General features: G+C 40.8%; 30 protein-coding genes. 19 read left to right on the top strand and 11 right to left on the bottom strand.

Going from position 1 to position 26,328, the window contains the following annotated elements; translation table 11 throughout:
* Positions 1-2 precede the first annotated feature (2 nt).
* The 3 genes from L3D27_RS08890 to L3D27_RS08880 all read left to right on the top strand — a co-directional run bounded on the left by L3D27_RS08890 (position 3) and on the right by L3D27_RS08880 (position 2,962).
* The gene (locus L3D27_RS08890) at positions 3-419 is read left to right on the top strand and encodes a F0F1 ATP synthase subunit epsilon (protein ID WP_432480963.1); all 417 of its coding nucleotides are present in this window, start codon (positions 3-5) and stop codon (positions 417-419) included.
* A 54-nt stretch (positions 420-473) separates the two neighbouring features.
* Positions 474-1,202 carry a response regulator gene (locus L3D27_RS08885; protein ID WP_432480961.1) on the top strand — a complete coding sequence of 243 codons (729 nt, stop codon included), beginning with the start codon at positions 474-476 and terminating at the stop codon, positions 1,200-1,202.
* Positions 1,203-1,264: 62 nt separating this feature from the next.
* A complete protein-coding gene (locus L3D27_RS08880) occupies positions 1,265-2,962 on the top strand; it encodes an ATP-binding protein (RefSeq protein ID WP_432480960.1) in 1,698 nt (565 codons plus the stop codon).
* Positions 2,963-3,007: 45 nt separating this feature from the next.
* Here the strand turns inward: L3D27_RS08880 and L3D27_RS08875 are convergent, their stop codons facing one another.
* Positions 3,008-4,426: an ATP-binding protein gene (locus L3D27_RS08875; RefSeq protein ID WP_432480959.1), complete on the bottom strand. Its 1,419-nt coding sequence runs from the start codon at positions 4,424-4,426 to the stop codon at positions 3,008-3,010.
* A gap of 338 nt (positions 4,427-4,764) precedes the next feature.
* On the opposite strand from L3D27_RS08875, the gene rpsP reads away from it, so the two are divergent.
* The 4 genes from rpsP to rplS all read left to right on the top strand — a co-directional run bounded on the left by rpsP (position 4,765) and on the right by rplS (position 7,114).
* Positions 4,765-5,010 (top strand): 30S ribosomal protein S16, encoded by a 246-nt coding sequence (gene rpsP / locus L3D27_RS08870; protein WP_432480958.1) that lies wholly within the window; start codon positions 4,765-4,767, stop codon positions 5,008-5,010.
* Positions 5,011-5,210: 200 nt separating this feature from the next.
* Complete coding sequence (gene rimM, locus L3D27_RS08865; RefSeq protein WP_284674623.1) at positions 5,211-5,744, top strand: ribosome maturation factor RimM; 534 nt, start codon at positions 5,211-5,213, stop codon at positions 5,742-5,744.
* Between the two features lie 11 nt (positions 5,745-5,755).
* Complete coding sequence (gene trmD / locus L3D27_RS08860; RefSeq protein ID WP_284673317.1) at positions 5,756-6,517, top strand: tRNA (guanosine(37)-N1)-methyltransferase TrmD; 762 nt, start codon at positions 5,756-5,758, stop codon at positions 6,515-6,517.
* A gap of 228 nt (positions 6,518-6,745) precedes the next feature.
* A complete protein-coding gene (gene rplS, locus L3D27_RS08855; protein WP_284673316.1) occupies positions 6,746-7,114 on the top strand; it encodes a 50S ribosomal protein L19 in 369 nt (122 codons plus the stop codon).
* 55 nt (positions 7,115-7,169) lie between these two features.
* Here rplS and L3D27_RS08850 read toward each other — a convergent pair whose 3' ends face one another.
* Complete coding sequence (locus L3D27_RS08850) at positions 7,170-7,718, bottom strand: DUF4442 domain-containing protein (RefSeq protein ID WP_284673315.1); 549 nt, start codon at positions 7,716-7,718, stop codon at positions 7,170-7,172.
* A 222-nt stretch (positions 7,719-7,940) separates the two neighbouring features.
* On the opposite strand from L3D27_RS08850, the gene uvrC reads away from it, so the two are divergent.
* On the top strand, positions 7,941-9,788 hold the full coding sequence (gene uvrC / locus L3D27_RS08845; RefSeq protein WP_432481907.1) for an excinuclease ABC subunit UvrC: 1,848 nt from the start codon (positions 7,941-7,943) through the stop codon (positions 9,786-9,788).
* 91 nt (positions 9,789-9,879) lie between these two features.
* Here the strand turns inward: uvrC and ubiM are convergent, their stop codons facing one another.
* The 7 genes from ubiM to L3D27_RS08810 form a co-directional block, all read right to left on the bottom strand.
* The gene (ubiM, locus tag L3D27_RS08840) at positions 9,880-11,070 is read right to left on the bottom strand and encodes a 5-demethoxyubiquinol-8 5-hydroxylase UbiM (RefSeq protein WP_432480957.1); all 1,191 of its coding nucleotides are present in this window, start codon (positions 11,068-11,070) and stop codon (positions 9,880-9,882) included.
* Positions 11,071-11,183: 113 nt separating this feature from the next.
* Positions 11,184-11,627, bottom strand: coding sequence for a hypothetical protein (locus L3D27_RS08835; RefSeq protein ID WP_432480956.1), 444 nt, complete (start codon positions 11,625-11,627; stop codon positions 11,184-11,186).
* Between the two features lie 110 nt (positions 11,628-11,737).
* The gene (locus tag L3D27_RS08830; RefSeq protein ID WP_432480955.1) at positions 11,738-12,784 is read right to left on the bottom strand and encodes an FAD:protein FMN transferase; all 1,047 of its coding nucleotides are present in this window, start codon (positions 12,782-12,784) and stop codon (positions 11,738-11,740) included.
* Positions 12,785-12,932: 148 nt separating this feature from the next.
* A complete protein-coding gene (locus tag L3D27_RS08825) occupies positions 12,933-13,475 on the bottom strand; it encodes a dihydrofolate reductase (RefSeq protein ID WP_432480954.1) in 543 nt (180 codons plus the stop codon).
* 1 nt (position 13,476) lies between these two features.
* The gene (locus L3D27_RS08820; protein WP_373628289.1) at positions 13,477-14,319 is read right to left on the bottom strand and encodes a thymidylate synthase; all 843 of its coding nucleotides are present in this window, start codon (positions 14,317-14,319) and stop codon (positions 13,477-13,479) included.
* A gap of 12 nt (positions 14,320-14,331) precedes the next feature.
* Positions 14,332-15,210, bottom strand: coding sequence for a prolipoprotein diacylglyceryl transferase (gene lgt, locus L3D27_RS08815; protein WP_432480953.1), 879 nt, complete (start codon positions 15,208-15,210; stop codon positions 14,332-14,334).
* Positions 15,211-15,476: 266 nt separating this feature from the next.
* Positions 15,477-15,989, bottom strand: a complete 513-nt coding sequence (locus tag L3D27_RS08810; RefSeq protein ID WP_284673308.1) for an RNA pyrophosphohydrolase — start codon at positions 15,987-15,989, stop codon at positions 15,477-15,479.
* 353 nt (positions 15,990-16,342) lie between these two features.
* Here L3D27_RS08810 and L3D27_RS08805 point away from each other — a divergent pair, with 353 nt between their 5' ends.
* The 10 genes from L3D27_RS08805 to L3D27_RS08760 all read left to right on the top strand — a co-directional run bounded on the left by L3D27_RS08805 (position 16,343) and on the right by L3D27_RS08760 (position 23,758).
* Complete coding sequence (locus L3D27_RS08805) at positions 16,343-16,756, top strand: OsmC family protein (RefSeq protein ID WP_284674621.1); 414 nt, start codon at positions 16,343-16,345, stop codon at positions 16,754-16,756.
* A gap of 16 nt (positions 16,757-16,772) precedes the next feature.
* The gene (locus L3D27_RS08800; protein WP_373628290.1) at positions 16,773-17,204 is read left to right on the top strand and encodes an MAPEG family protein; all 432 of its coding nucleotides are present in this window, start codon (positions 16,773-16,775) and stop codon (positions 17,202-17,204) included.
* A gap of 710 nt (positions 17,205-17,914) precedes the next feature.
* Positions 17,915-18,148, top strand: coding sequence for a transposase (locus L3D27_RS08795; protein ID WP_335342679.1), 234 nt, complete (start codon positions 17,915-17,917; stop codon positions 18,146-18,148).
* A 399-nt stretch (positions 18,149-18,547) separates the two neighbouring features.
* Positions 18,548-18,679: a hypothetical protein gene (locus L3D27_RS08790; protein WP_284673306.1), complete on the top strand. Its 132-nt coding sequence runs from the start codon at positions 18,548-18,550 to the stop codon at positions 18,677-18,679.
* A 136-nt stretch (positions 18,680-18,815) separates the two neighbouring features.
* Positions 18,816-19,814 (top strand): aKG-HExxH-type peptide beta-hydroxylase, encoded by a 999-nt coding sequence (locus tag L3D27_RS08785; RefSeq protein WP_432480952.1) that lies wholly within the window; start codon positions 18,816-18,818, stop codon positions 19,812-19,814.
* Positions 19,815-19,870: 56 nt separating this feature from the next.
* Entirely contained in the window at positions 19,871-20,782 is a 912-nt protein-coding gene (locus tag L3D27_RS08780) for a YcaO-like family protein (RefSeq protein ID WP_284673304.1), read from the top strand.
* A gap of 22 nt (positions 20,783-20,804) precedes the next feature.
* The gene (locus L3D27_RS08775) at positions 20,805-21,998 is read left to right on the top strand and encodes an MFS transporter (RefSeq protein ID WP_432480951.1); all 1,194 of its coding nucleotides are present in this window, start codon (positions 20,805-20,807) and stop codon (positions 21,996-21,998) included.
* Positions 21,976-23,445 carry an FAD-dependent tricarballylate dehydrogenase TcuA gene (gene tcuA, locus L3D27_RS08770; protein ID WP_432480950.1) on the top strand — a complete coding sequence of 490 codons (1,470 nt, stop codon included), beginning with the start codon at positions 21,976-21,978 and terminating at the stop codon, positions 23,443-23,445. The genes L3D27_RS08775 and tcuA overlap by 23 nt, the downstream gene beginning before the upstream one ends.
* A gap of 141 nt (positions 23,446-23,586) precedes the next feature.
* Positions 23,587-23,673: a hypothetical protein gene (locus L3D27_RS08765; protein WP_373628345.1), complete on the top strand. Its 87-nt coding sequence runs from the start codon at positions 23,587-23,589 to the stop codon at positions 23,671-23,673.
* On the top strand, positions 23,636-23,758 hold the full coding sequence (locus L3D27_RS08760) for a hypothetical protein (protein ID WP_432481926.1): 123 nt from the start codon (positions 23,636-23,638) through the stop codon (positions 23,756-23,758). The genes L3D27_RS08765 and L3D27_RS08760 overlap by 38 nt, the downstream gene beginning before the upstream one ends.
* 6 nt (positions 23,759-23,764) lie before the next feature.
* Here the strand turns inward: L3D27_RS08760 and L3D27_RS08755 are convergent, their stop codons facing one another.
* Both L3D27_RS08755 and L3D27_RS08750 read right to left on the bottom strand, forming a co-directional pair.
* The gene (locus tag L3D27_RS08755; protein ID WP_284673301.1) at positions 23,765-24,481 is read right to left on the bottom strand and encodes a type III pantothenate kinase; all 717 of its coding nucleotides are present in this window, start codon (positions 24,479-24,481) and stop codon (positions 23,765-23,767) included.
* Between the two features lie 72 nt (positions 24,482-24,553).
* Positions 24,554-25,396 carry a biotin--[acetyl-CoA-carboxylase] ligase gene (locus L3D27_RS08750; protein WP_432480949.1) on the bottom strand — a complete coding sequence of 281 codons (843 nt, stop codon included), beginning with the start codon at positions 25,394-25,396 and terminating at the stop codon, positions 24,554-24,556.
* A 69-nt stretch (positions 25,397-25,465) separates the two neighbouring features.
* On the opposite strand from L3D27_RS08750, the gene L3D27_RS08745 reads away from it, so the two are divergent.
* Positions 25,466-26,272, top strand: coding sequence for a sulfite exporter TauE/SafE family protein (locus tag L3D27_RS08745; protein ID WP_373628297.1), 807 nt, complete (start codon positions 25,466-25,468; stop codon positions 26,270-26,272).
* The last annotated feature ends 56 nt before the right edge of the window (positions 26,273-26,328 follow it).

The raw sequence follows: 26,328 nt of genomic DNA, 5'->3' as shown, positions 1-26,328 counted from the left end.
TAATGGCAACCTTTAAATGCCGAGTGGTAAGTGCTCGTGAAGAGTTGTATGCTGGCGAGATCAGTGTGTTGGTGGCGGCAGGTCATGATGGCGAGATTGGTATTCTTGCAGGTCATACACCGTTAATCACACTGCTAAAACCAGGTACATTACGCATCAAAACCACCGATGGTACTGAAGAAATCATCTATGTTTCAGGTGGGGTTTTGGAAGTTCAACCACATGTGGTAACTGTTTTAGCGGATTCTGCTGAGCGTGCACATGATTTGGATGAAGTAAAAATCGCTGAAGCTCGTCGCAATGCCGAACAGCTACTGGTAAACCAAAATAGTACCGTTCAGACAAATGCTGCATTGGCGGCGTTAGCTGAGTCTGTGGCACAATTACAAACCATCCAAAAATACAAAAACCGTGCTTAATGATTTTCGGTGCGTATTTTTCAAGCAATCTTATGATTTCGCTTAAGGATAACCATGACAACAAATACAGCAACCCCAGAAAAAGAAGATATTCCCAGAATTCTCATTGTTGAAGACGATGAAAGACTGGCAATGCTAATCCAGGATTACCTAAGACGCAATGGACTGGATGTAGCGATTGAAACCGATGGAGCTCGAGCGATTCGCCGTATTATTACTGAGCAACCAGACTTGGTGGTGCTTGATGTGATGTTGCCAGGTTCTGATGGTCTGGCAGTGTGCCGTGAGGTTCGTCCGCATTACCAAAATCCAATCTTGATGCTAACTGCTCGTACTGAAGACATGGATCAGGTGCTTGGTCTTGAGATGGGTGCTGATGACTATGTTGCTAAGCCAGCCCAGCCAAGAGTACTGCTTGCTCGCATTCGAGCGTTATTGCGTCGTTCTGAGACTACCCCTTCGTCGGACTCGCCACAGCGTTTAGAATTTGGTGATCTGGTGATTGATAATGGCGGTCGTTCGGTAACTTTGAACGATGAATTGGTAGATTTTACCAGTGCTGAGTACGATTTGTTATGGTTGCTTGCTTCAAATTCTGGTCGCATTCTATCTCGTGAAGATATTTTTGAGCGTTTGCGTGGCATCGAGTATGATGGTCAAGACCGTTCTATTGATGTTCGCATCTCTCGCATTCGTCCGAAGATTGGCGATGACCCAGAGAATCCAAAGCGTATTAAAACAGTTCGTAGCAAGGGTTATTTGTTTGTCAAAGAAGGCAACTGATGTGGATAGGATGATAAAAGCTGGCTAATGCTGGCTTTTATTTTATTGGATTATTTTAAGATATGGCACTGATTTCCTTAACCGAACGAAGCATATTTTTTCGTATCTATGCGGGTTTGCTACTCATCTGCTTGGCGGTGGCGTTTTGTGCTTATTTATTGGTTGATGCCATCAACCAAGAGCGTTTGCAATCTTATCGAGAAGAGATAGCTACAGGCTCATTTTATCTTATCAGTCAGGGGCTCGTTCATCAGCAAGAAGAGAATCGCCGTGAGTATTGGTTGTTGGATGCCAGTCGCTTATTTGGTGAGATTTTTAGTATCGTGCCAATGAATTCGGTTGAATTTACGGGGCGTGAGATACGCCGCCTAAATGAAGAAAAGACAGTGGTGCGACATAATCCTGTTACTAAGGATATGACTATTTATCATCGCATTGCTGGAGAAAATAATCTACTGACGGTGAATTTATCGCAAGTGGGTGAGCGTCAAGTACGAGCATTGATGATATTTTTACTTGATGATTTGGCATACTATCCAACCATGCAAGCCAAAGAAAGTCGCTTGCAGTTTTTAAGCCAAAAATCCGCCTATCCCATAGAGATTAGACCGATAGACTCACTTCGGTTGGATAGTAGTCAGGTGGCTCGTCTACATCGTGATGAACCAGTCATTTTATATAAAGATGGCGACAGCATACAAAACTCATTGGTAACCTTTGTGGTGGCTTCGGAGGTTGATACATCTGTCATTGTGATTGGTCCTGTGGCCTTGTTTAATTGGTTTCCGATGAATCTGATTGCTGGCATTGTGCTGATTTGTTTGCTGTTTATTAGTCTTGGTGTGTATGGGCTAATTTTTCCGCTTGAGCGTCGTTTGCACCTATTGCAAGCAGGTGTCAATCGTGTGATGCAAGGCGATTTAAACACCAAAGTTCAAGTGATTGGGTGTGATGATGTCTCAAGATTGTCATCAACTTTCAATGCCATGACACAGCATATTAAGCGACTCATTGAGTCCCAAAGGGAGTTGGCTCGTGCGGTATCGCATGAGCTGCGTACGCCCGTAGCTCGTATCCGTTTTGCGGTGGATATGTTGGCAGATGAAGACAATAATGAGTCAAGACAGCTACAAAAACAACAGATTGATGAAGATATTGAGTCGCTCAATGAGCTGATTGATGAAATCTTAACTTATGCAAAATTGGAAGAAGGTTCGCCAAAACTAGAGTGGGAAATGGTCAATTTGTACGATTTGGTTAAGCAGATTGAACGAGAGACCAATGCCCTAGGTGGAAACATCAAGGTGCTAACTAATGTGTCATCACCTAAAGCACAAGCGATGGCGGACAGACGCTACTTGCATCGTGTTGTACAGAATTTGGCGGGTAATGCCATGCGTTATGCCAACAGTACGATTTTAATCAGTGCGAGCGTGGCTAAAGGTCGTGTGGTGGTCAGTGTTGAAGATGATGGACAGGGCATTAAAGAAGAAGACCGTGAAAAAGTATTTGTACCGTTTGCAAGGCTTGATGATAGTCGTACTCGCTCATCGGGCGGTTATGGGCTTGGCTTATCCATTGTGGCACGCATCGCTTTTTGGTTCAATGCAGAGCTTAAGGTTGATGAGAGTCCAACACTAAAAGGTGCTCGCTTTATGATGGATTGGCCTGCCAAACAGGCAGGGGTGGCGATTGTTGCTGATGAGCTAACTCAAGCAAAAAGCGATAAAGTGCTGATTGGCAAACAAAGCGATAAATAAAATCATACTTTTTGATTGATACAAAATACCCAACACACCCTAAAGTTAGCTTTGGGGTGTGTTCTTTTCTGTCTCGTCATGGCTGATAATTTGGGTGATGAGCGGTATTTTGACGCAAACATACAGTCCGCCATCAGGGTGGTTGATTGCCTCAACACTGCCTTGATGTAGTCTTGCGATGCGATTAACAATGGCAAGACCAAGTCCACTACCTTGAGTGGTGCGAGCTGTTTCGCCACGCTCAAAAGGTTGCATGATGCGTTCTAGTTGGTCATCTGCTACGCCATCACCTTCATCTTTGACATGAATGATGAGTGTGGGATATTTGGTGTAGGGATTTTGCAATTCAAAATCAGCATCGCCTTGAGAGTTAGGTGGTATGATGGAAGCACCGATGTGAATGGGCTGTCTTCCATAACGAATGGCGTTATTAACCAAATTGATGATTAGGCGTTTGATGGATAAAGGGCGAACAGACACATCTTGACCGATGCTACTGTCGTAGTTAAATCTGACATCTGAAAATTGCACCATAATTTCTTTAAAAATGACGTCAAGATTGGTTGGGCAGACAGGTTCATCAGAGCCGTCTTTCATGAATGAGATGAACTGTTCTAAGATGGCGTCCATATCCTCAATGTCGTACACTAAGCCTTCACGGAAGAACTCATCAGGTAGCATCTCGGCGGTCAGACGCATACGAGTTAAAGGGGTGCGTAAGTCATGACTGATACCAGCGAGCATGATGGTGCGTTCTTTTTGAGACTGGCTTAATGTAGTGAATAACTGGTTAAACGCTGTGTTAACACGGCGTATCTCTCTTGGACCTGTGTCGGTGGCAAGTGTGGTGGTATGTCCTTCTTGAATGTAGCTGATGGCGGCTTTTTCTAGGCGTTTTAGGGGGCGGTTCAAGCTGCGTACTAGCACCCAAATGGTGAGTAAAGTCAAAAATGGCAAACCAAATACAAAACCTACTAATACACCGGTGCTATACTCAGAATAATACGCAACAGGCTCACGAAGCCAAGTGTCGGGGTATTTGCTGTCTTGCACCCATAGTCTGGGTGTGGGCTTAAATTTGAAATACACCTCTACATCACGCCCCAATTCAGCACGCACTTCGTCTGCTAGAACATCGGTCATCTTACTGACAAAGAATTTTTCTGTAACATCGGGAAAGTTATCAGGATTGCTGATGATTTGAATGTGGCTGTTTTGTTCTAGCCAAGCCAGTGTTTCTGGGCTATCTGCCCATTTGCTACGGGCATTATCCATGAGTCTGATTTCACTTGCTAAATAACTGGCATGGCTTTTTAGCTCGGGCAGATACAGTGTTCGCCAGAACAGCCAAATGGATAAAGCAACGCTGACAAACACAATAAAAAACACCACCAAAACCGTTCGCCAAGTGTTCGAGTGCAGGCGATGACGCAATTTGGCAAGCGATGTGGCATGATGACCCATGAGACACAACCCATAAAACTAAATTGGCATATTGTAGCATACTTATATCATTGGTAATGATTTTATCATAAGAGCAATAAAGCATCAGCAAAGCTATTACAACCAAGATGTTCTTTAAAATAAAACCAAGTTGCCACCGCTTAATGGCAATCTAATAAAAAAGTGAGAAAAATGGCATATTGTGTAGATTTTACTTTGAAAGAATCAAAAAATTTTGCTATAATTTAAATCTTTTAATGATTCTGTTCATCATCGGCTCATCCTCAACACGATGACAGAATGATTAGCCTAATTCTTGCAACAAATTTTTTACTTATTTTTTTAAAAGAGAGTTTCTCATGGTAGTTATCCGTTTAGCCCGTGGTGGTGCAAAAAAACGTCCTTTTTATCAAGTAGTTGTTGCTGACAAGCGTGCTGCTCGTGATGGTCGTCATATTGAAAAAATCGGCTTCTTTAACCCACTGGCTCGTGGTCAAGAAGAAGTTTTCCGTATTGATCTAGATGCTTACAATGCTTGGATTGCCAAAGGTGCACAACCTTCTGATCGTGTTGCACAGCTAGTAAAAGCTAAGCAAGTTGCTTAATACGACTGGCATTGCCAACATTGGATTGAAAAAATCGGTTTGCGTTGTTTACTGTATGAAAACGCAAGCCGATTTTTTTGATATCATGTCGATGATTGAATTGCCATCGATACTGATGATTTTTAGATAACTCTTGGGATAAAACCAGTTTAATGACCATGAATAACAGGATTAACAATCTAAATTTACGCCGTGATGGTATGATTGCCACACCTGCTGTTGATGAACTCATCAAAATCGCCACCCTAAAAAAACCGTATGGCATCAAAGGTTGGCTATGGGTGTTTAGCGAGACCGCCAACCATGCTGATGTATTTGGTATGTCGCCTTGGTGGATGAAAACGGCAACAGGATTTAAACCTTTGACGGTTAAGGAGTGGCGTGTACAAGGTTCAGGGTTGGTAGCGAGCTTTGTTGAGATTGCTGACCGCAATGTCGCTGAAATGATGAATGGCACAACCATTTGGGTGCATAAAGACAATCTACCAGCCCTTGATGAAAATGAATACTATTGGTCGGATTTGGTGGGATTGACTGTCATCAATGAGTCAGGCGAGAATTTAGGTGTCATCAAAGAGATGTTTGAGACGGGTGCTCATGAAATCATCTCTGTTACAGCAACCAAAGACAGTGTTGATGGTGAAGACAGACTGATTCCGTGGCACAAGGAAGTGGTATTGTCTGTCAATTTAGATACAAAAACCATGCTTGTGGCATGGGGTGTTGATTACTGATTGGGGTTGCCATGTTCTTTGCGGTGATTAGTATCATGCCACAGATGTTTGATGCAGTGCGTGATTTTGGCATCACAGGGCGTGCCGTTTCCCGTGAGCAGGTGGAAATCTGCGTCATTAACCCTCGTGACTTCGCCACGGATAATTATAAGCGAATCGATGAACGCCCCTTTGGTGGTGGACCTGGTATGGTCATGATGGCAGAACCACTACAAAAGGCGATTTGCCACGCCAAGTCTTTGGCTGAGCAGTATTTTCATCAAAAAGGGATTGCAAACCCCAGTTGTCCTGTGGTGTATCTGTCGCCACAAGGCAGGCAGTTAAACGAATCTAGGGTGCTTGAATTTGTCAGTCATCATGGCATGATTTTGCTATGCGGTCGTTATGAAGGTGTTGATGAACGACTGCTTGAGCTGTATGTTGATGCTGAAATTTCTATTGGAGACTATGTGCTGACAGGGGGTGAATTGCCTGCCATGATAGTCATGGATAGTGTGATACGCCGACTGCCATCAGTGATGAGCGATGATAAATCAGCACTTGAAGATAGCTTTGTGGATGGACTGCTTGATTGTCCGCATTATACCAAACCTGTACAATTTCATGGTCAAAAAGTCCCAGAAGTGTTGTTATCAGGACATCATGCCAATATTGCTAAGTGGCGTTTTTTGGAGCAGGCGAAACGCACTCAAGCACGCCGACCAGATTTGTGGCAGGCGTTTACCCCAACCAAAGAGCAGGCCAAATGGTTAAAAACACTTGACGATGAATAACAATACCAAAAATGATGGTCATTCTTGTCTTGGCGTTATTTGATTGATTGTATTTGTTTGTCTAAAATTACCTTGAAAAACAGTATAAAAATAGGTAAAATAGCATCGTTTTGCCCATGTGGTTTGGGTAAGCAGTTCATTTTATGACTGCATGATAATGATACGATATGCGACCTTTTAGCCACTTTAAAAAGGTTTTTAGCCTATGTCGTTTGATTGGAGATTGCCATGAGCAACAAACATCCTTTAGTTCAACAAATTGAAAATTCACAGCTAAAAGACCACCCAGCATTCGCACCAGGCGACACCGTTGTGGTACAAGTAAAAGTGCGTGAAGGCGACCGTGAGCGTCTGCAAGCCTTTGAAGGCGTGGTTATCGCTAAGCGTAATCGTGGCTTGAACTCATCTTTCACCGTGCGTAAAATCTCAAGTGGTATCGGTGTAGAGCGTGCATTCCAGCTACATTCACCACTTATTGACAGCATCAGCGTGAAGCGTCGTGGTGATGTACGCCGTGCGAAACTTTACTACTTGCGTGATCGTTCTGGTAAGTCTGCTCGTATTAAAGAAAAGTTGGGTGCAAGAAAAGACGCATAATTTTATCCGTCTTTTACTCAAGCAAAAACCCCGTCCTGTTGGCGGGGTTTTTTTGTTATTCATCAGTCTTTGATGGCTTGTGTTGCTGTCGGTTTTTTAGGCGAATGTAGAGTGTCTTATTGACTTTGGCGATGATTTTGCCTGAGCTGTCAGTAATATCCACTTGATATTCACGAAAGACAGGCTCGCCAGTTTTGGCAAGGGTGATGATGTCATTGATTTCTTGGGGGCTGATTTTCATGCGAGCAATGACTTTGCCTAGACCGGGCTTGATAAAATCAATGGTGGATTTTTTGTTCCAAACAACATAATCCTTGCCCAGTCTTGCCATTAGCATGAGCATAAAAAATGGGTCGGTCATCATAAAAAGACTGCCGCCAAATTGTGTGCCAACTAGGTTACGATTTAGCTTGGTTAAAGGCATGCTGACCACGCATAAGCCGGCGTCCAAGTCCAGCACATCAACATGAATTCCTGCTCCTATCAGTGGTGCATAAGTGGTGATGCGTGCCTTTAGGAGATGGGGGGCAAGCTGAGTTTGGGCGATTTTTTGACCTTTTTTAAAGAGTGTATGCAGTCGTTTTTTGGTAGCTTGAATTGGCATAATGATGGGTTGATTGATGATGATTGGTTTGGTATTTTGCCATAGTTTTGGTGCAAGTTAAAGTTTTTGTCTTGCAAAAGCCAAAATTGTCTTTATATTAGTTGATCTATCAAGTTTAAAAGATGGGTGATGGGTTGTGGTGGTTTATTGGGTTGATATGTGGTGGTTTAGTCAGTCCAAATCAATTTAATGAAGTAATTAAGGCTAAGTAAGACAGTCATGATTGAAAAGATAGAGTTGGACGGTGCGATGACGGATAGATTATCTCATCTGTCAGCGATTTTAAAAACTTTGCCAAATTTGCCTGGGGTGTATAAGATGCTAGGCAAACACGGTGAGATTTTGTATGTGGGTAAAGCAAAATCACTAAAGAGCCGAGTTAGTAGTTATTTTTCTAAGAATATTGAACATCCAAAGACTCGTGCATTGGTGCAAAGAATTCATGACATACAGATCATCATTGTGCGTGGTGAGACCGAAGCTCTGCTACTTGAGCAAAATCTCATCAAGGCACACAAGCCACCTTATAACATCATTTTAAGAGATGATAAGTCCTATCTATATGTGTTCATGTCTAAGGATAAGTTTCCTCGTCTGGGCTTTGGGCGTGGCAAGGGCAATCATGCAGAAGGTAGATTTTTTGGACCGTATCCATCTGCTACAGGTGCAAAAGAAGCGTTGCTACTAATGCAAAAGTTATTCATGATAAGAAACTGCACCAATAGCTATTTTAATGCCAGAAAACGCCCCTGCCTTGAATATCAAATTAAGAGATGTAAAGCACCTTGCGTAGGCATGGTTAGTTATGATGAATACATGGAAGATGTGCAAAATGCTTTGCTGTTTTTGAGTGGAGAAAATGCACAGGTACAGCAGATGCTCGTTCATAAGATGGAGCAGGCGGCTGAAGCGTTAAACTTTGAGCAGGCGGCATTTTATAGAGACCGTATTACGATGGTTAGTGAAATGCAAGCACGCCAAGCGGTATTTCGTCTATCAGGTGAGGCGGATGTTTTTGCTGTTAGTCATCAAGCGGGGGTTACTTGTGTGCATGTGCTGACGGTTCGTGGTGGCAAGGTGTTGGGCGGTAAGAATTATTTTCCTGATGAGATTGTGGTTGGTGAGTCGGATAATGCTGAGCGACTTGGGCAATTCATCTTATCGTTTTATTTTCAAGTGAGTGATGACCTACCAGATGAGATTGTGGTTAGTACACCTTTAGCGGATGAAGATGCTATTGGTGAGTTATTGCTAGAGCAGTTTGATAAAAAAACACGCATTAAGCACCGTGTACAAAAACACAGAAAAGAGTGGCTAAGCCTTGCCATCATCAATGCAGACAATGCCTTAAAGGCAAAAATAACTGATTATTATGAGCTAAAAGTACGCTTTGAGGCTCTAAGATCTGTCTTGACCAAAGTATCCCCTAAAGCGATTGATCGTATTGAATGCTTTGATATCAGTCATACGATGGGTGAGGCGGCAGTAGGGTCGTGTGTGGTATTTGACTCAGGCGGTGTGCGTAAGCGAGATTATCGTCAATATGCCATTCATGACATCACGGCAGGTGATGATTATGCTGCCATGCGTCAAGTGCTAACACGGCGATACTCTAAGCATGAGTTGCCTGATTTGTTACTCATTGATGGTGGCAAGGGTCAGCTGAACATCGCCAAAGAGGTCTTAACAGAGTTGGGTAAACTAAATGATACCTTGCTTGTGAGTGTTGCTAAAGGCGAGGGGAGAAAGGCGGGGCTTGAGGTGCTTCATTTTATTGAGCACAACCCTATTGATTTACCTTCGGACAGCAAGGCATTGCACCTTATTATGCACATTCGTGATGAGGCACATCGCTTTGCTATTACCAATCACCGCAAAAAAAGAGATAAGGCTCGTGGTGCATCAGTGCTTGAGGTAATTCCAGGTCTTGGTGAAAAAAGACGGCGAGATTTACTGAATCATTTTGGCGGTATTCAGCAGCTCATTTCAGCATCTGAACTTGAAATTGCCAGTGTTAAGGGTATCGGCAAAGTCTTGGCAGGCACGATTTATAGGGCATTGCACGCCTAGTAAATGCGTGTAAATCCTTTTGATGCAGACAAAAATACCGCAAAGACGGTCTGTCTTTGCGGTATGCTAAAGTGATCGGTCTGCTAAATGGTTATTTACCTGTGAGTTGTCCTGTGATCCAGCGTTTGATGGGGGGTAGGTTATTGCTAAATCTTAGAGCGACATCACGCACCACACGCATGGCTGGTTTGTCATTGGTAAACATGGATACCATCGCATTCGTGCCGTGATATAAAGGGCGAGTGTGTCGCTGATGGCGAAGGTTGTAGCGTGCCAAAAGCGACTGACTGCCAATATCTAGATTATCACGATGAGCTTGTATGATGAGTTTGCCTAAGGTGTCTACGCTAAGCAGTCCTAGATTGTACCCATGTGCGGTTACAGGGTGCATACCAACAGCGGCATCGCCGATGAGTGCTGCTCGCTTAGCGATAAAGGTGTTGGCATGTACGCCCATCAAAGGATAGTGATGAATGCTACCTGCAATGCTACAAACACCCAGTTTATCATTCATCATACGCTGAGCTTCTTTGGCAAGCTCGTTGGGCGTCATGGCGAGTAACTCGGTTGCTTGGGTATTATCTAGCGTGATGACACAGTTGGTCAGATGATCGTTTAGTGGTAGTAGGGCAAGTGTTCTACCATAAAAAAAACACTCTTGGGCGGTGGCTTCATTAGATAAGGGGTGGCTGACTCGAAAGACGATGACCGTTCGCCCAAAGTCATTCATCTGTGCCCCAATCCCTAGCGTGCGTCTGACATAAGATAAGCGACTGTCCGCTCCGATGAGTAGCTTGGCGTGTAACACGCTGCCATCGTCCAAGCCAACTTGTACACTCGTATCGTTGGTGTCAATGTGCTTGATGGTGGTATCGGTAAGTAGAGTAATATTAGGTAGGGTCTTTACTTCATCATAGAGTGCTTGGCGGATATTATGGTTGGAGATGAGATTGCCCAATCTGTCTGCTGAGCTCAATAAAGTCAAATCTTTGGGTACGGAAAAATGCAGGGCATAATTAGAAGTGCCGTTATAAACTTTGGCATTTTTTAGGGGGTAAATCTCACTGGCATCAAAGCGTTGCCAAGCACCTAAGTCTTGCAAAATTTCTTTTGAGCGATGGGTTAGGGCGATTTCTCTTCCGTCATAGGCAGGGCTTTCGATGCTAGGTAGATTTGCTTTGTCAATGACGGTAATCTGTAAATCCGTGCCTTTAAAGTATCTGGCGAAGGCAAGACCTGCAGGGCCTGCACCGATAACAATGATGTCGCTCTGACGGTTCATAATATTCTCTGATGATTCTTGGTTAATGTGGCAAACTTATTTCGCTCTTAATACAAGCTCATTGGATGCCCTAAATGAGCTTGGGGTGATAACATGAGCCATATAACCTATCTTTATTTGGGATGATTGTCGTTTTTTTGGTATTCTGCCAACTCGTTTTTGACGGTCGTGCTTATCCAAGATTTTAAATCTTCAGACAGCTGTGCTAAATGCTCACCCAAGAAACTGTCAAGCTGTGTGGAGAGTTTTGTGCTGATGCGAGCTTCAATTTCAGCCAAGCTCTCTTTGGTGTATTCGCCATTTTGAGAAGCAAGTGGTGTGGTATCAATACTATGCACAATCTTGGCAGGCTGGGCTGTTTCGCCTTGGTGGGCATCTATTAGGTCTAAGATGGTGCTGTTAAAATCAGTATGGGTAAATTGATAGTCTTTGGCGTGAGTATTGCTACCAAGCATCTTGATGATATCATCAAGCTCTTGATGAAAGGCTTGTTTGACAGGGGCAGGCGTGGCAAGCCAGCGTTTGGAAAATTGTAAGGTTGGAGAAAAGGTTGCCATGGGCTATCCTATGGTTATGTTTTTATGACCATTGTAATGCAAAAGCCAGCTCAAATCAATTAAGGGTAATGGGTTTGGCTGACTTGATATTTGATGTGCGCACTTAATTATCATTGACCAATTTTGATGGCAGTGGCGGTCAGTGCATCTGATTTGACCATCTCGTATCCTTTGCCGTCTGTCTTTTCGATGATAAATAGTGCTTTGATTTGGTTTTGACTGGCGATTTTTAGGGCGTCATGATAAGACAAGGCAGTTAATGCAGTTGCCCAGCCGTCTGCCAAGGCGACGCTGTCGTGAATGACAGTAACGCTCGGTGCACCATCAGCAACAGGCTGAGCGGTGGCTGGATTGATGGTGTGGCTATAACGAACGCCATCAAATTCAACCGAATTCCGATAACCGCCAGATGTAGCGATATGCAAGCCTGTAGGTAAACTTAGTGTGGCAAATATCTCTCGATTTTGTACTGAGCTATCCAAGATGGGGGCGTCAATAGCAATCGTCCACGCCTTACCTTTGGCGTTCACCCCTTTGGTGGCAACTTCGCCACCGATTTCTACCATGTAGTCATCGATGTGATATTGATTGGCTAATACATCAGCGATGACATCAACGCCATATCCCTTGGCAATCGCAGAAAAATCCAGTCCAACGCCATCATGGGTTTTGTGCAGTTCGTTGCCTGTCAAAATAACTTTTTGTAGCCCAACTTTGCTATTTGCAAGAGCGATTTCATCAGCAGTGGGTGGTGATTGCAATCGATCAATACTCATTTGACTGCCAAAACCCCACAGTTCAACCAAAGGATATACCGTTGGATCAAAACTACCGCCACTTGCCAAAAAAATCTGTTGGCTGTCATTTAGAACCTGCATAAAATCCTTATCAATCATTATGGGGGTATTGCTTGGTAGGCGGTTAAACTTAGAAATCGTACTGTCCTTGATATAGGTGGACATACTTTGATTGACTTCAACTAAGCGGGCATCTATCGCTTGTTGAATGGTTGTGGTGTCTTTAGCATTGCCTTTAAAGGTGATGTGATAGGTTGTGCCCATTGTCTGCCCTTCAATGCTCTGATAGTCGCTTGCAGGAGTGCAGGCAGTTAGGAGCATGGCAGATATGGCAATACTAGGGATAAGAAAATTATTCATGAATGGTCTCAACTTGTACTTTTAGTTGTTCGCTGTTTGTGGTTTGGCACTATTTAAGCTCATCTAAGTTGTGTTGAAGTGTCTTTTGTATGACCTAGCTTTGGCTGTTTGTCATGTTGCTCATTCTAAAACTAGCAAGCGTCTATCATCACACACGAGCAATTCTTTGATAAGATTCAAAGACGAAAGCTGTATTATCAGTACTGCTTGTGCTGTGCTCACGATGGGTTAATTCAAAGCCAGACGGTATCGCAGGATAAAAAGCGTCGCCTCCAATATCCAAATCCACCCGAGTGATTTCTAAAACATCGGCAATATCAATGCTTTGACGGTAAATCTCACCACCACCAATGATGAATAATTTGCCATCTTGACAGTCATTACTTGCAAGTTCTAAGGCACACTCTAAACTATGGGCGACTTTAACACCCTGAGCTGTCCATGCCTTATCTTTAGTGACGACCCAATTGGTACGGTTGGGTAGGGGCTTTCCGATGCTTTCATATGTCTTTCGTCCCATGATGACCACGCCTCCTGTGGTCAGAGACTTAAAATGTTTTAAGTCCTCTGGAATATGCCATGCAAGTTGATTGTCCTTGCCAATACATTGCTTTTGATCAAAAGCGACAACCTGAATCAAAGAGAGATTTTTATTTTTTAGGAGCTGTTTGGTTGTTGTTAGATTATTCATGTTACACCGCCACTTCCGCTTTAATCCTATCATGTGATTGATAACCTTCAATCTTGATGTCATCAAACGAAAAGTCAAACAGATTCTTGATATCAGGATTTAATCGTAATTGACAAAGTGGTAAAGGCGTGCGAGTTAATTGCAATTTGGCTTGCTCAAAATGGTTATGATATAAATGTGTATCGCCACCAGTCCAAATAAATTCGCCTACTTGCAATTCACACACTTGGGCAATCATATGCGTCAGCAGGGCATAGCTTGCGATATTAAATGGAACACCCAAAAATACATCGGCACTTCTTTGGTATAATTGACAAGAAAGTTTGTTATTCACCACAAAAAATTGAAATAAAGTATGACAAGGCGGTAGTGCCACTTGCCCAGCTTCTATCGGATTCCAACCAGATACAATCAGTCGTCTGGAATTGGGATTGGTTTTGATTTCGTTAATTAGCCAACTTAGTTGATCAAAACCGTCTTTTTGGTAAGAGCCATTAGCATCTTTGGTGGCCCCAAAATTACGCCACTGATGACCATAAACTGCCCCTAAATCGCCTGCTTCTCGCCCAAATTTGGCAGTTTGTTCAGCAGTTGCCCATTCGTCCCATATGGTTACACCAAAGTCTTGTAAGTATTTGACATTGGTGTCGCCTTTGATAAACCATAGCAGTTCATGAACAATAGATTTCATATGCACTTTTTTGGTTGTGAGCAGGGGAAACCCTTCGGTCAAATCAAACCGCATCTGATAACCAAAAACAGAGCGAGTACCAGTGCCTGTACGGTCGCCTTTGTCATCGCCTGTAGCTAAGATGTGTTGTAATAATTGTAGGTATTGTTTCATGCGATCGCCTTATTATTGGTTTTTTTGCCAATCATGGTTGTTGTTTTTGTATGCTGATATCATGAGTAGCACGCCAAAGATAATCATCGGCAGACTATATAGCTGACCTTTACTCATCCAACCAAAGATCAGTTCATAACCGACATCAGGCTGTCGGAAAAACTCGGTGATAAATCGACTGCACCCATAACCAAGCAAGAATAAGGCAGACACAGCGTAGCGTGGGCGTGGCTTGGCACTAAACCACCAAAGCAAAATAAACAGTAGTACACCCTCACTAAATGCTTGATACAACTGGCTTGGGTGGCGTGGTAGCAGGTAATATTCTCCCAGTTGGGTGGCAATATTCATGAAGTCTGGGTTGGTGTTGATGAGTTCATGGTCGGCAGCGACCGCTTGGGGGAAATACATCAGTTGTGGCCAATCCCCATGCGACACACGCCCCCATAACTCGCCATTGATGAAGTTGCCAAGTCGCCCAAATAAAAGACCTGTTGGCACACAAGGGGCGATAAAATCTAGCACGGTAAAGGGGTGTTTTTTGTATTTACGCCCAAAAAAATACATGGCAATCAACACGCCAATAAAGCCACCGTGAAAGCTCATGCCACCTTCCCATACACGGAATAAGTAGGCAGGATTGGATAAAAATTCGCCAAAGTTATATAAAATGACATAACCAATACGGCCACCTAAAATCACACCCATCGCCCCAAAAAATATCAAATCTGAGATCATCTCGCCAGTAAAATCGCCTCGCTTTTTACCACGATATGTCGCCAGTAGATAAGCGAATAAAAAGGCGAGCAGATACATCAAACCATACCAATGTAGCTCAACAAACCCTAAATCAAGGGCGACAGGGTCAAATTGTGGGTGAATCATTGCCATAATAACGATACTTAAAAAAATGTACTTAAAAAAGTTATGCTTAAAAAACTGTGCCAGCAGCATAATAAGAAAAGTCTATTATAACTTAATAATTGCTCAAATTGCTAAATTAAAATGATGCTGTTGCCAAATCGCCATCTGATACCTTGCAGTCTTAAGTCATGCAGTTTATTGGTCAATAACTTGGTTGTTTTTGTCGGTAGTTATTTTTATCAACAAAAAAGACCGAGAGTATTCGGTCTTTTTTGTTGTTTAAGGTTGATGGCTTAAGGTTGATTGTTTTGATTGGGTAAGATAAGATCATGGGTCAAGGGCAATTGTTCAATCAGCTCTAGTAAAGCTCTTTGATAAACGCCACGCTTAAAAGAGACCACCTGATTTAATGGGTACCAATAACTCACCCATTGCCATTCGTCAAACTCAGGCTTTGAAGTATCAAAGCGAATGTGTTTGGCGTTATTTTCATCTAAGCGAAGCAAAAACCATTTTTGTTTTTGCCCGATACACAAAGGTTCTTGATTGGTGCGAACATAGCGTTTTGGCAGACGATAACGCAACCAATCTTTGGTAACTGCAAGCAGTTCTACATGATGTGGGTATAATCCAACCTCCTCGTACAGCTCACGATACATCGCATCAAGCGGGGTTTCGCCATAATCGATTCCCCCTTGTGGAAACTGCCAGCTGTCGTGTCCGATGCGTTTTGCCCAAAGCACTTGGCCTTGTGTATTTGCCAAGATGATACCGACATTGGCTCGAAAGCCGTCTGAATCAATCATGACTAAACTCTATTGTGTAAGATTATTAAAATTCTGCTGACGGCTAATAATTATTTGGCAATCGCAGATACTTATCTATTATTAAAACAAATTTTTCACAAAAAGTGTAATATTTTTTTGCATTAAAATGTTTCATGGGGCATTTTGGTCAGATTTTTAAGGTTAAAAGCGATGATGTTGAGATACCAAAAAATAAAGCGATGAAAATTGACACAAAGACGGGTAAAAAAGTGGATAAAAACTTTACATCAGATTCTTGAAAAACCATCAAAAACCACCATCTAGATAAAAAACCATTTTAATTATCAAGAATTCTTTTGGACTCTTTAAGTAGGAAAAGTGACATGACAAACATGACTGCCAGCGTCTCTTGGCTAAAAAATGAAGCGATTAACTTTAGTGCTACCAGTGGCTCAGGTCATGAAGTGGTGATTGATTCTGCTCAGAAGCTAGGTGCTAAGCCGATGGAGCTTATTTTGATGGGGCTTGGTAGCTGTGCCAGCTATGATGTGGTGAGCATTCTACAAAAATCTCGCCAAGATGTTGCCGACATTCGTTGTGAAATCTCTGCCAAGCGTGCTGATGCCGTGCCTGCGGTGTTTACCGATATTCATCTGCACTTTGTGGTTGTGGGTACTAATATCAAAGAAAGCCAAGTTTCTAAAGCCATCGAACTATCAGCCGATAAATACTGCTCGGCATCAAAGATGCTGTCAGAAGGCGGTGTGAATATCACACATGATTACAAAATCATTGAGATGGCATAAGTGGGCTTGGTGAACGATGAATAGTATCATGATGTTTGTGGCTAATTTTTCGCCAAATATTAGCATCGCCATTCAAGCGATGCTAGTGGCGTGCTTACTGCCTTTTTTGTTTGCTGTATTTGCTAAGATAACAGGCGGATTTCGGCTTGTGGACAATGCCAATCCACGAGAATTTTTGGCGAAGACTACAGGCATGGCGGCTCGTTTTAATGCCGCCCAAACCAACAGTTTTGAGAGCCTGCCTATTTTCTTGGCAGCGGTTATTGTGGCGATGTACTGCTTTGTACCACAAAATGTCATTAATGTTTTGGCGTGGCTGTATGTATTTTTACGCATTGGCTATGGTGCGGCGTATGCCCTTGATTGGTCGTTGCTGCGTTCGTTGTTGTGGATGCTTGGGCTGATGTGCTGCTTGGCGTTGTTTGCCTTTGCCATCATTGTGGTCTGATGACATCACTTAAAACTTGGTCAACATGAAATGGTCTTGGCAGAGGCTCATGTTACCAGTATGATTGCATCTTGAAAATGGTATTTGATTTATAACCATCAAACCTTAAAACACTAACCAATCCCACATCTCTATCATCATCTACTAATCACTTCCCAAAACGGCTTATTCATTAGAAATCAGACAAAAAGTCTTAGCTTGTTATGACAAATCCAAAAAAAATGCCCTTGTTATAGAGGCTTTTGGTATATAAGATGCACATTGTTTCGTTGAAAGCGACAGCCTGAAAAAACAGGAAGTTTGGCTTCTCGCCCACCCCCCAATAGACTTAGAAAGTTTGATAGAAAAGGGCTTCTTGCCTGCATAAAAAAATCCTGACAAGTACCTGCGTGAAATTGGTGAGGTATTTGGCTGTAGTGATATGGCAACCCATAAGGCACTAAAAAGAATGAATGCCACCCTTAGAAAAAGACCAGCACCTACTTTGAGTAAGACCCTGCTAAGGTCAAAGACTGCCAAGAAAGACCAAAGTTATTGCAAAATAACCAAGACTGCGAGCTTGTCTATATAGATGAAGCTGGTACTGACACTTGTCTATACCGCACACACGCAAGAAGTTTAAAGGATCAAAAGGTTTATAATAAGATAAGTGGCAAGTGCTATCAACGAATATCTTTGGTTGTAGGACAAATTGGCAACAAGGCTAAAAATTGATTGCTCCACTCATTTATGGCAACACAATGACAAGCAATTTGTTTGAAACTTGGTTTGAACAAATGCTATTGCCTTGTCTTGATAATCAGCACGAGCCATCAATCATCATTTTGGATAACGCAAGATTTCATAGAATAAAACATCTACAAAACATCATCAATCAAAGCACAACCGATAACACACAAGCCAAAAAAACACATCATCTTACCGCTGCCACCCTACTCGCCTGAACCAAATCCCACAGAACACACCTAGATAACGATTAAGAGATGGCTTAAGGGTTATCTGCTTAAGTTCAAGACGATGAAAGAAGCTTTGAAATGTCATTTTTTTTCTGGGGTCGGTGAGTGTACTTGAAAACCGCTTTGATCCTAAGTATTATTAAAAAAATTGCATTTTTTTTTTAATATTCTACTTGTTTTTTTATGATTTATGTAAACATTTATTCTAGGAAGTCAAATAGGTGATATTTGATTTTCGGTCTTGACAGGTATTTTTTGTCAAGTTGTTAAAGGTTTTCTATCAATCAATTATGAACCCTTGGTAATTTTGATAGATCTTGAATACCACAGGTGGTTTGGTTGTAGAAAATTGATATTCACAGTGATTTTAATATCAAGGAGTTTTTTATGAAAGAGTATTTAGAGTGTGATAGTAATGTAGATTTTGCACTTCTAGATGACGAAGTAATGGTTGTTTCTTTTGATGATTTACCTTTAGGTTTTGAGGTGCAAGAAGCCTGGTCAATGCAGGAAGACTGATTCTATATTGTAAATTAAATAAAAATTTGCAAGCGTTCCTTTGAATACAATGTATTATCTGATAGTGCATTGTATTTTAATTCAAATAGTTGGTTCTTTTAAAAAATAGTACTAAATCAAGGAGGAGATTTTTATAATGACCGAACAAGAGCTATCTTTATTATCAACAGCTACGCCTAATATATATTTTTCAAGAAAAATTCATATTGCTTGTAATGAATATTTTGTTGAAAAGTTTGTGAGCTATTTAGATATTATTTCTTTTAAATTAAAATATGACACAACTGGCTTAAAAAATAAATTATTAAGTCTTGATACAAATTTAAAAATTCATCCAAGTATCTTTATGTCTTTTTTTCGACTGATAGATAGTATGAAAACTGGTGTGGTTTATGATATAAAAAAATCAATCAGTAATATTATGGATGTGCTTCAAAATGCACTTAATGATAAAATATTTTTTCCTAATATAAGCTCAGTTGGTTCTGAAAGTTGGGAGTATTCTTATATAGAAAAGTTGAAGTCTTATGATCAAAAAAACATCAGAGGCGAAACTACGGAAATATACCCAGTTTCAGAGAATATGATGCCCTTTCATATAGAAAATATCCAATCAGCATTGAATATGATAGAAAGTGCTGATAAAGAGATTTACGACGAAATTAAAGAATTTGTTACTCATATTAAAATATTTGAAGGTAAAGTGTTAAGAGGAGATACTTCAAATATCTCTTTTGGATCAATTTGGCTTAGAGTGCCAGAGCCCGAGGATGATAAAGTCGGATATTGGATTGAGCATATCGTTCATGAGACATCTCACATTAGATTGGAGGCTCATTTCTTTTTAGAAAAGTTGGTTTTAAATTCTAGAGATGAAAAAATTTTTAGAGCTCCTATTCGCGATGATTTAAGACCTATGAGAGGTATTTTTCATGCCTCATTTGTTTTGTCTAGGATGGTACGAATATTTACAATTTTATCTATTAATGGGTATGATAAGAGATTTAGGGATAGATTACAATTATGCAAATTACAATTCGAAATTGGCTTAAATACTCTAGAGCACCCAAAGGCAAGACTCTCTAACAATGGACTATTGATTAAGAAGTCCCTTAAAGAATGTGCATATATATAATGCGTAAGCAAAGAAACAATTTTATTGGCATACCGATGCTTTCTAACATATATAGGATGACAACTTTGAGCAACATGTATTTTGTTGATTCTGTTGCGAGAGTTCGATATGGAGAAAGATTTGATGATTTTTATGGCCACTCTGGCTCTTATAGTTTGGAGATTGCCAAAAATAAATCATATTATGAAATTATTGAAAGAATTTTAGCTTCCGAAATATTTTTTGGCGGAAGTCATCTTCAAAGACAATTTGCTTCTCACTGTTTTTTTACTAAGAAGTTTTTAAAAAATTACCCTTATAAGGATGTGCTGATTAGAACCAAGTATGATGTAAGTGCTAGTGGTTTGGGGCTTCATAGTGATAAGGATATGGCTATAAAACATGCTATTTTAGAGGTTTTAGAGCGTCATGTTGCTTTATTATTATGGTATCACCATGACAGTATTTTGAAAATTGGTAGTAGGAATTTAGGGGGTGGATATTTTATTCATCATTACACCAGTGTTCTAAATATTCCATTCTGCATGTCTGTCGTATTTCATGAGAGAAATGACATATTCTTTTGTGGAACATCCATGAAAACAAATTTAAAAAATGCAATTGAAGCATCGGAAATAGAGGCGTTATCATTGGTGGCTAATATTATTGTAAAAAATAATTTACACCCAAAGGGTAATGTTAAAAGCACTATTGATAGAATTCATACCTTGGTTGGTTCTGGTGCAATAAACAGAATCAATCACTTACAATCGAAATATTTGCACAATCATTTAATTGATTTTTTTGACAAAGAGTTCTCGCTATATGATCTTCTTGATTTGCTTAATTTTCATGATGTTCAGGTGGTGCATATTAATGAGATGAGTGGATATCACTGTTATAGAGCAATCATCAATCAAGCATTAAGCAAAAACTTTGTGAGAGTAAATCCTTTTTATAATAAGATGACCCCAGATCCTTTTTGTTAATCAATAATAAAGCTTTAGAACTATGGACAGCAAATTTAATAAATCAGTGAATAATATCTGTGGCAGCATGCTGCTATCGAGTTTGGCATCTTCCCTCTATCTGGTTGTATTGCCACTATATGTTTATCATCTTACCAATAGTGCCATTTCTACAGCACTTCAGGTAACCATCTCTGCGGTAGGTAGTCTGCTTGCTTGTTTCTTTGTTAATAATTTTAATATATTTAAAAGTGATAAATTGCACATTGTGGCCATTAATGTTACTTTAAGTATTTTGTTATGCTTACCATATTTTTTTAATGATTCAGCCATGATTTATGCGTTGTATACCATAAGTTTTGTTGGAACATTTTTATCAACTTGTTCAAGTGGCTATATTGAGAGTTTGATTTCATTTTTAGCAGAATCAACACACAGTCTAAATAGACAAACCATCATAGGAAAAACAAAGGTTTTTGCAGGCATGGGTTCAGCGTTAGGGTTTTTTATAGGCGGTGCTATTTTAAGTGTTTTAAATCATCGTGTTGTATTTTTTATTGGCGGTGTTTTATTTGTCCTATCTGCTATTTTTATGTATTTGACTCCTATCGATGATATCAAACAAAGAAGTAATTCTATCAAAAAAGCGGTTTATAAAATTTTATTCTCAAAAAATATCTTCTATTTGAGTACAGCTCATGCCATATCCGCAGTCAGCTTATTTATTTATAACGGGACTTTTATATATGTATTAAAGGATATTTATAAGGTCGATGATATTTATGTTTCTTTTTATTTTTTTAGTCTGATGTTGGCAACGGTTTTTGGTTCGTTGCTTATGGTGAAAGTATCCAGACATAAAGAGTTGCCTGTCCGTATTGCCCCGCATCTGCGTATCTTTTATGCTTTATTTTTCTTGGTGACCGCATTCTCTTCAGGATATTGGTATTTTTTAATATCTGTATTTGTTCTTAACTTTCTTCATGCATTTTCAATTCCGTTTTGGCAGGATTGTTTTCAAAAATATTCCCCTTCATCAGAATGGCGGGTAATCGGAACAAGTAGAAAAACATTGGTGGCCATTTCTGGCATCATTGGAAGCATGTTAGGTGGATATTTGATTGGAAAATATAATATTATGCTTACCTATACTGTTGCGGCATTGCTGTCTTTTGTATCTGGTGTTTTATTAATGGTTTTTATTAGACGGTCTCATGAAATTAAAAGAAGCGTATGATGTTGTTGTGGGTGCTGGCAATGCTGGTCTTTGTTCAGCCATATCAGCTGCCCAGAAAGGAAAGCGTGTTTTGGTCATTGAAAAAGCTCCAAGAATTTATAGAGGGGGTAATAGTTCATTAACAATGAATTTTAGATTTCCCCACAATAATTTCGAAGAGCTATTGAGCTTGATTGATGATGGTGATAGAAATTTAAAAATAGAGGAGGTTTTAAGAGAAAGCTACATGCCGTACACGAAGGATGATTTTCTTCATGACCCAAGATCCACTTCCGATAATCAAGGAGATTTGGATCTTCAAGAAACATTTGTTGATAAATCTTTTGAAACTATTTTATGGATGGCAAACTTAGGGCATAAATGGACATATAAAGATTTTGGTAATATATTTAAAAGAAACATACCTCTTAAGATTAAAGGTTCGGGCAAATCTTTACAAGAAAGAAATTTTAATATTGCTGAGAGTTTGGGTGTGGATATAATGTATTGCACCTCTCTTTATGACTTTGTAATGGTTGATAATTGTGTCAAAGAGCTGATCCTAACTAAGGATAATGGAGAATTATTCCACTTGCCTGCCAATTCATTGATATTGGCACTGGGAGGTTATGAAGCTAATCCATATTTTAGGCAAAAATTTTTAGGAGAATCCTGGGAAAATGTTGGCATCAGGGGTGTTCCTTTTAATACTGGAGATTGGTTTTTCCCTGCAATCAAAAACAATATTCAACTTTATGGGGATTATTCGGAAGTTGGCTGCCATGCGACACCTCAAAGCTCATATCTTCCTGATTATTTATTGCCAGGAGAAAATATTAAAAGTCAAAACCAATCGAGGTATCAGTTTAATCTAGGAATAACAATTAATCATGATGGTAAGCGTTTTTTTGATGAGGGTGAGAATATGCCAAATTTTTTATATGCAAAAGTTGGGCGTATGATTAATAAGCAGATTAATAATATGGCTTTTCAGATATTTGATAGAAAAACCGTTGGGTTTTTATCCCAATCGTATTTTTCTGATGAGAATTTATTTAGTTCAAATTCATTGCGAGTTATGTGTGAAAAGTTTGGTATAAATCATCGCAATCTGCATGATACGATAGAAAGCTATAATCGCAATTGTGTCGACAATGTCATTTGTGATTTTAGTTACTTGGATGGTAATAAATCTGTGGATTGTTTTGGCGTCCCTAAATCTAACTGGGCCCAAAAAATTGATACTCCGCCTTACTACATTGCACCAGTGAAAGCAGGTGTGACATTTACTTATGGGGGTTTGAAAGTGAGGCCTGATGCAAGAGTATACAGAACAAATGGTGAATGTATTGATAATATGTTTGTTTGCGGTGAAATCGTGGGTGGTGTTCATTATGGAAATTATGCTGGTGGTACTGGATTGATGCTTGGTGCGGTGTTTGGAAGGATAGCAAGAGAGAATGCCTAAGGTTTAATTAAAACGATATTTACTCCTCTTTGAACTGCATTGTTTTTGGTGGTTTGTTTGATTAAGCTTTAATTTTTATGTGCCGCCCAAACCAACAGTTTTGAGAGCCTGCCTATTTTCTTGGCAGCGGTTATTGTGGCGATGTACTGCTTTGTACCACAAAATGTCATTAATGTTTTGGCGTGGCTGTATGTATTTTTACGCATTGGCTATGGCATATGCCTTTGATGCACCGATGGTGCGTTCCGCCTTATGGTTTTTGAGTATCATCTGCTGTTTGGCTTTGTTTTATTTTGCCATGATTTTGTCGTAGTGGGGGTTAATTAAAATATCGTTTCAAACCCTCTAACAATAACTCTTTTTTTATGCCAAGTTTGTGGTTAAACTGGGCATTTATCATGTCAGCACCACCGCCTGTTAAGGTAATGTCAAAATCAGGATAATCTGCCTGTACTGCACGCACCGATCCAATAATGCCAAACAGCACACCATGATTGACCGCATCAAAGGTTGTCCTGCCAAGCTCTATACTATCAAATCGTCCAGCCTTAACCCCTATCTGCTGAGTACCGGCATATAGGGCGTGGCGTTGCATATAGACATTGGGCAGGATATAGCCTCCCAAATGCACACCATGCTCTATCAAGTCAATCGTCAATGCCGTGCCACAACCGACCACGCATTGTTTTTTGGTGCTATCCACCACGCCGAGCATTTGTAGCCATCTGTCCACACCAAGCTCATTGGGGCTGTAATGGCTTGTTAAAAGCGTATGATTGGCATTAACCTTAGCAAATTCAAAAGGCACGCCAAAACCTTGTACTGTCTTTTTGATGGCAGAATTAATCTTGTCCCCAAGCACGCTGGATATGCCAATAAATTGTGGCTCAAACCGTGCTAGCGTACCAAGCAGTCCAAGCAATAATTCATTAGGGGCTTTTAAATGCTCTTTTGCGTCATGGGCGATAATCGTGCCGTGATCTACCATCCAATATTTTAGGCGAGTATTACCCAAATCCAGCCAGAGTTTTTTCATGCTTGTCCTTAAATACTAATAGGGTTGAAATTAACATATCAGGTTGAGCGGTCTGCACCCAAAAGCAATAGCTTAATTTACAATCTTTGCCATGCCTGCAAAGATCTGTTTTATCTTACCATTGTCATTCAATAATAATTCGCCTTGATTGCCAATGCCGATACACTTGCCTTTGGCGTGGATATCGCCCATGTTGTTTTGTATAAAAACATGAATCAGTTTATCGCTCAAAAGATGGTTTTGGTTAAATTGATCAATAAAGTGCTGTAGATGACTTGGTTCTTTGCAGTGGTTGCAAGTCTTTATCGCTTCAAATATGGCATTGGCTATGGGAATGTATAACTCTTGGGCAAAAATGTCTAAATCAGCAAATAATTCTTGTAGGCAGGTCGCTTGATAAAGACCGTCTTTTATTTTAGGGGAGTTATTAACATTAAGTCCGATACCAATGACCACGCCAGTTAAGGTGTTTTTTTCTATTTTTTTAAAAACAGGCTCAATTAAAATGCCTGCCAGTTTTTTAAATAAGTCTAATTCATCATCATAAAAACCCACATCATTTGCCCACTTTACGCCAAGAGTGGGCAACTGCTTTGTTCGGCGGTGTTCGTTCACGGTTTGAATGATGGGTAACTTAGCAAGCTCAAAACCGACTGCCACAGACAACAGCCCAGAGAGTGTATTTAGTTCAAACACCCCTTTCCCCATGGGGATATATAGGCTTAAGAACACATTGTTCTCACCGCTCACCCAAGTTCGCCCATGTTGTCCACGCCCCGCCGTTTGATAATCTGCTGTGTATAAATGGGAGATGGTGTGGGCAAGATGACCGCTTTCAATGGCATGGATTAAGGCGGTGTTGGTACTGCCAATCTCATCAAAATGGCGGTGGCAAGTGGGTGCTAGAAATGGCATGGTTTTTAATTTTTTTAAAATGATAAAAATGGGGTATAATACCATAAATTTTGTTTAGGATTTGTAAAAATGATGTATCTATGGTTTGTGATTGCAGGGGCATTTGCAGGGGTGTGTGCAGGACTGTTCGGTGTGGGTGGGGGTCTGATTATTGTACCTGCTCTTGTGTGGATTTTGGGGGCGTATGGTTTTCCTGCTGAGATTATTCCTCATGTATCTGTAGGGACGGCATTGGCGACCATCATCATTACATCCATCAGTTCATTAACCGCTCACAACAAAAAAGGCGGTGTGCGTTGGGAAGTCTTTAAAAACTTAACTTATGGCTTGGTGGTAGGTTCTTTGTTTGGGGCGTGGGTGGCAACGCTCATTCACGGGCAGTATTTACAAGGGCTGATTGGTGTATTTGCCATCATCATGTCCATACAGATGTTCATGAAAAAAGCAGGCGAGAACATCAAACCACTACCCAAGCCATTTAGCCAAAGTATCGCAGGTGGTGTGATTGGCATGGCGTCAGCGATTTTTGGTATCGGTGGTGGTAGCTTAAATGTGCCATATCTTACCCATGCTGGCCTACCTATGAAACAGGCGGTTGGCACCAGTGCGGCGTGCGGTCTGCCGATTGCCATCGCTGGGGCTTTGGGCTTTATGTGGTTTGGTAGCAGTCATGTGGCAAGTATGAGTGAGCCGGTGGTAGGCTTGCTGGGTTTTGTGCATTTGCCTGCCTTTGTCGCCATTAGTGTGGCAAGCTTTATCACCGCCAAACTTGGGGCAAAAATCGCCCACAAGATGCCAGCTGCTACACTAAAAAAAGCCTTTGCGTGCCTATTGATTGTGGTGGGTTGTCAGCTGTTGTATGGTAGTGTGGTCTAATCTTTAAAATTAAAAGACCCTGCAAGATGGCAGGGTCTTTGTGTGTATACAAAGTG

It is taken from the genome of Moraxella sp. ZY200743, assembly GCF_050885545.1.
Lineage (GTDB): Bacteria > Pseudomonadota > Gammaproteobacteria > Pseudomonadales > Moraxellaceae > Moraxella > Moraxella haemolytica.
This window is presented reverse-complemented; position numbering and strand designations above follow the sequence as displayed.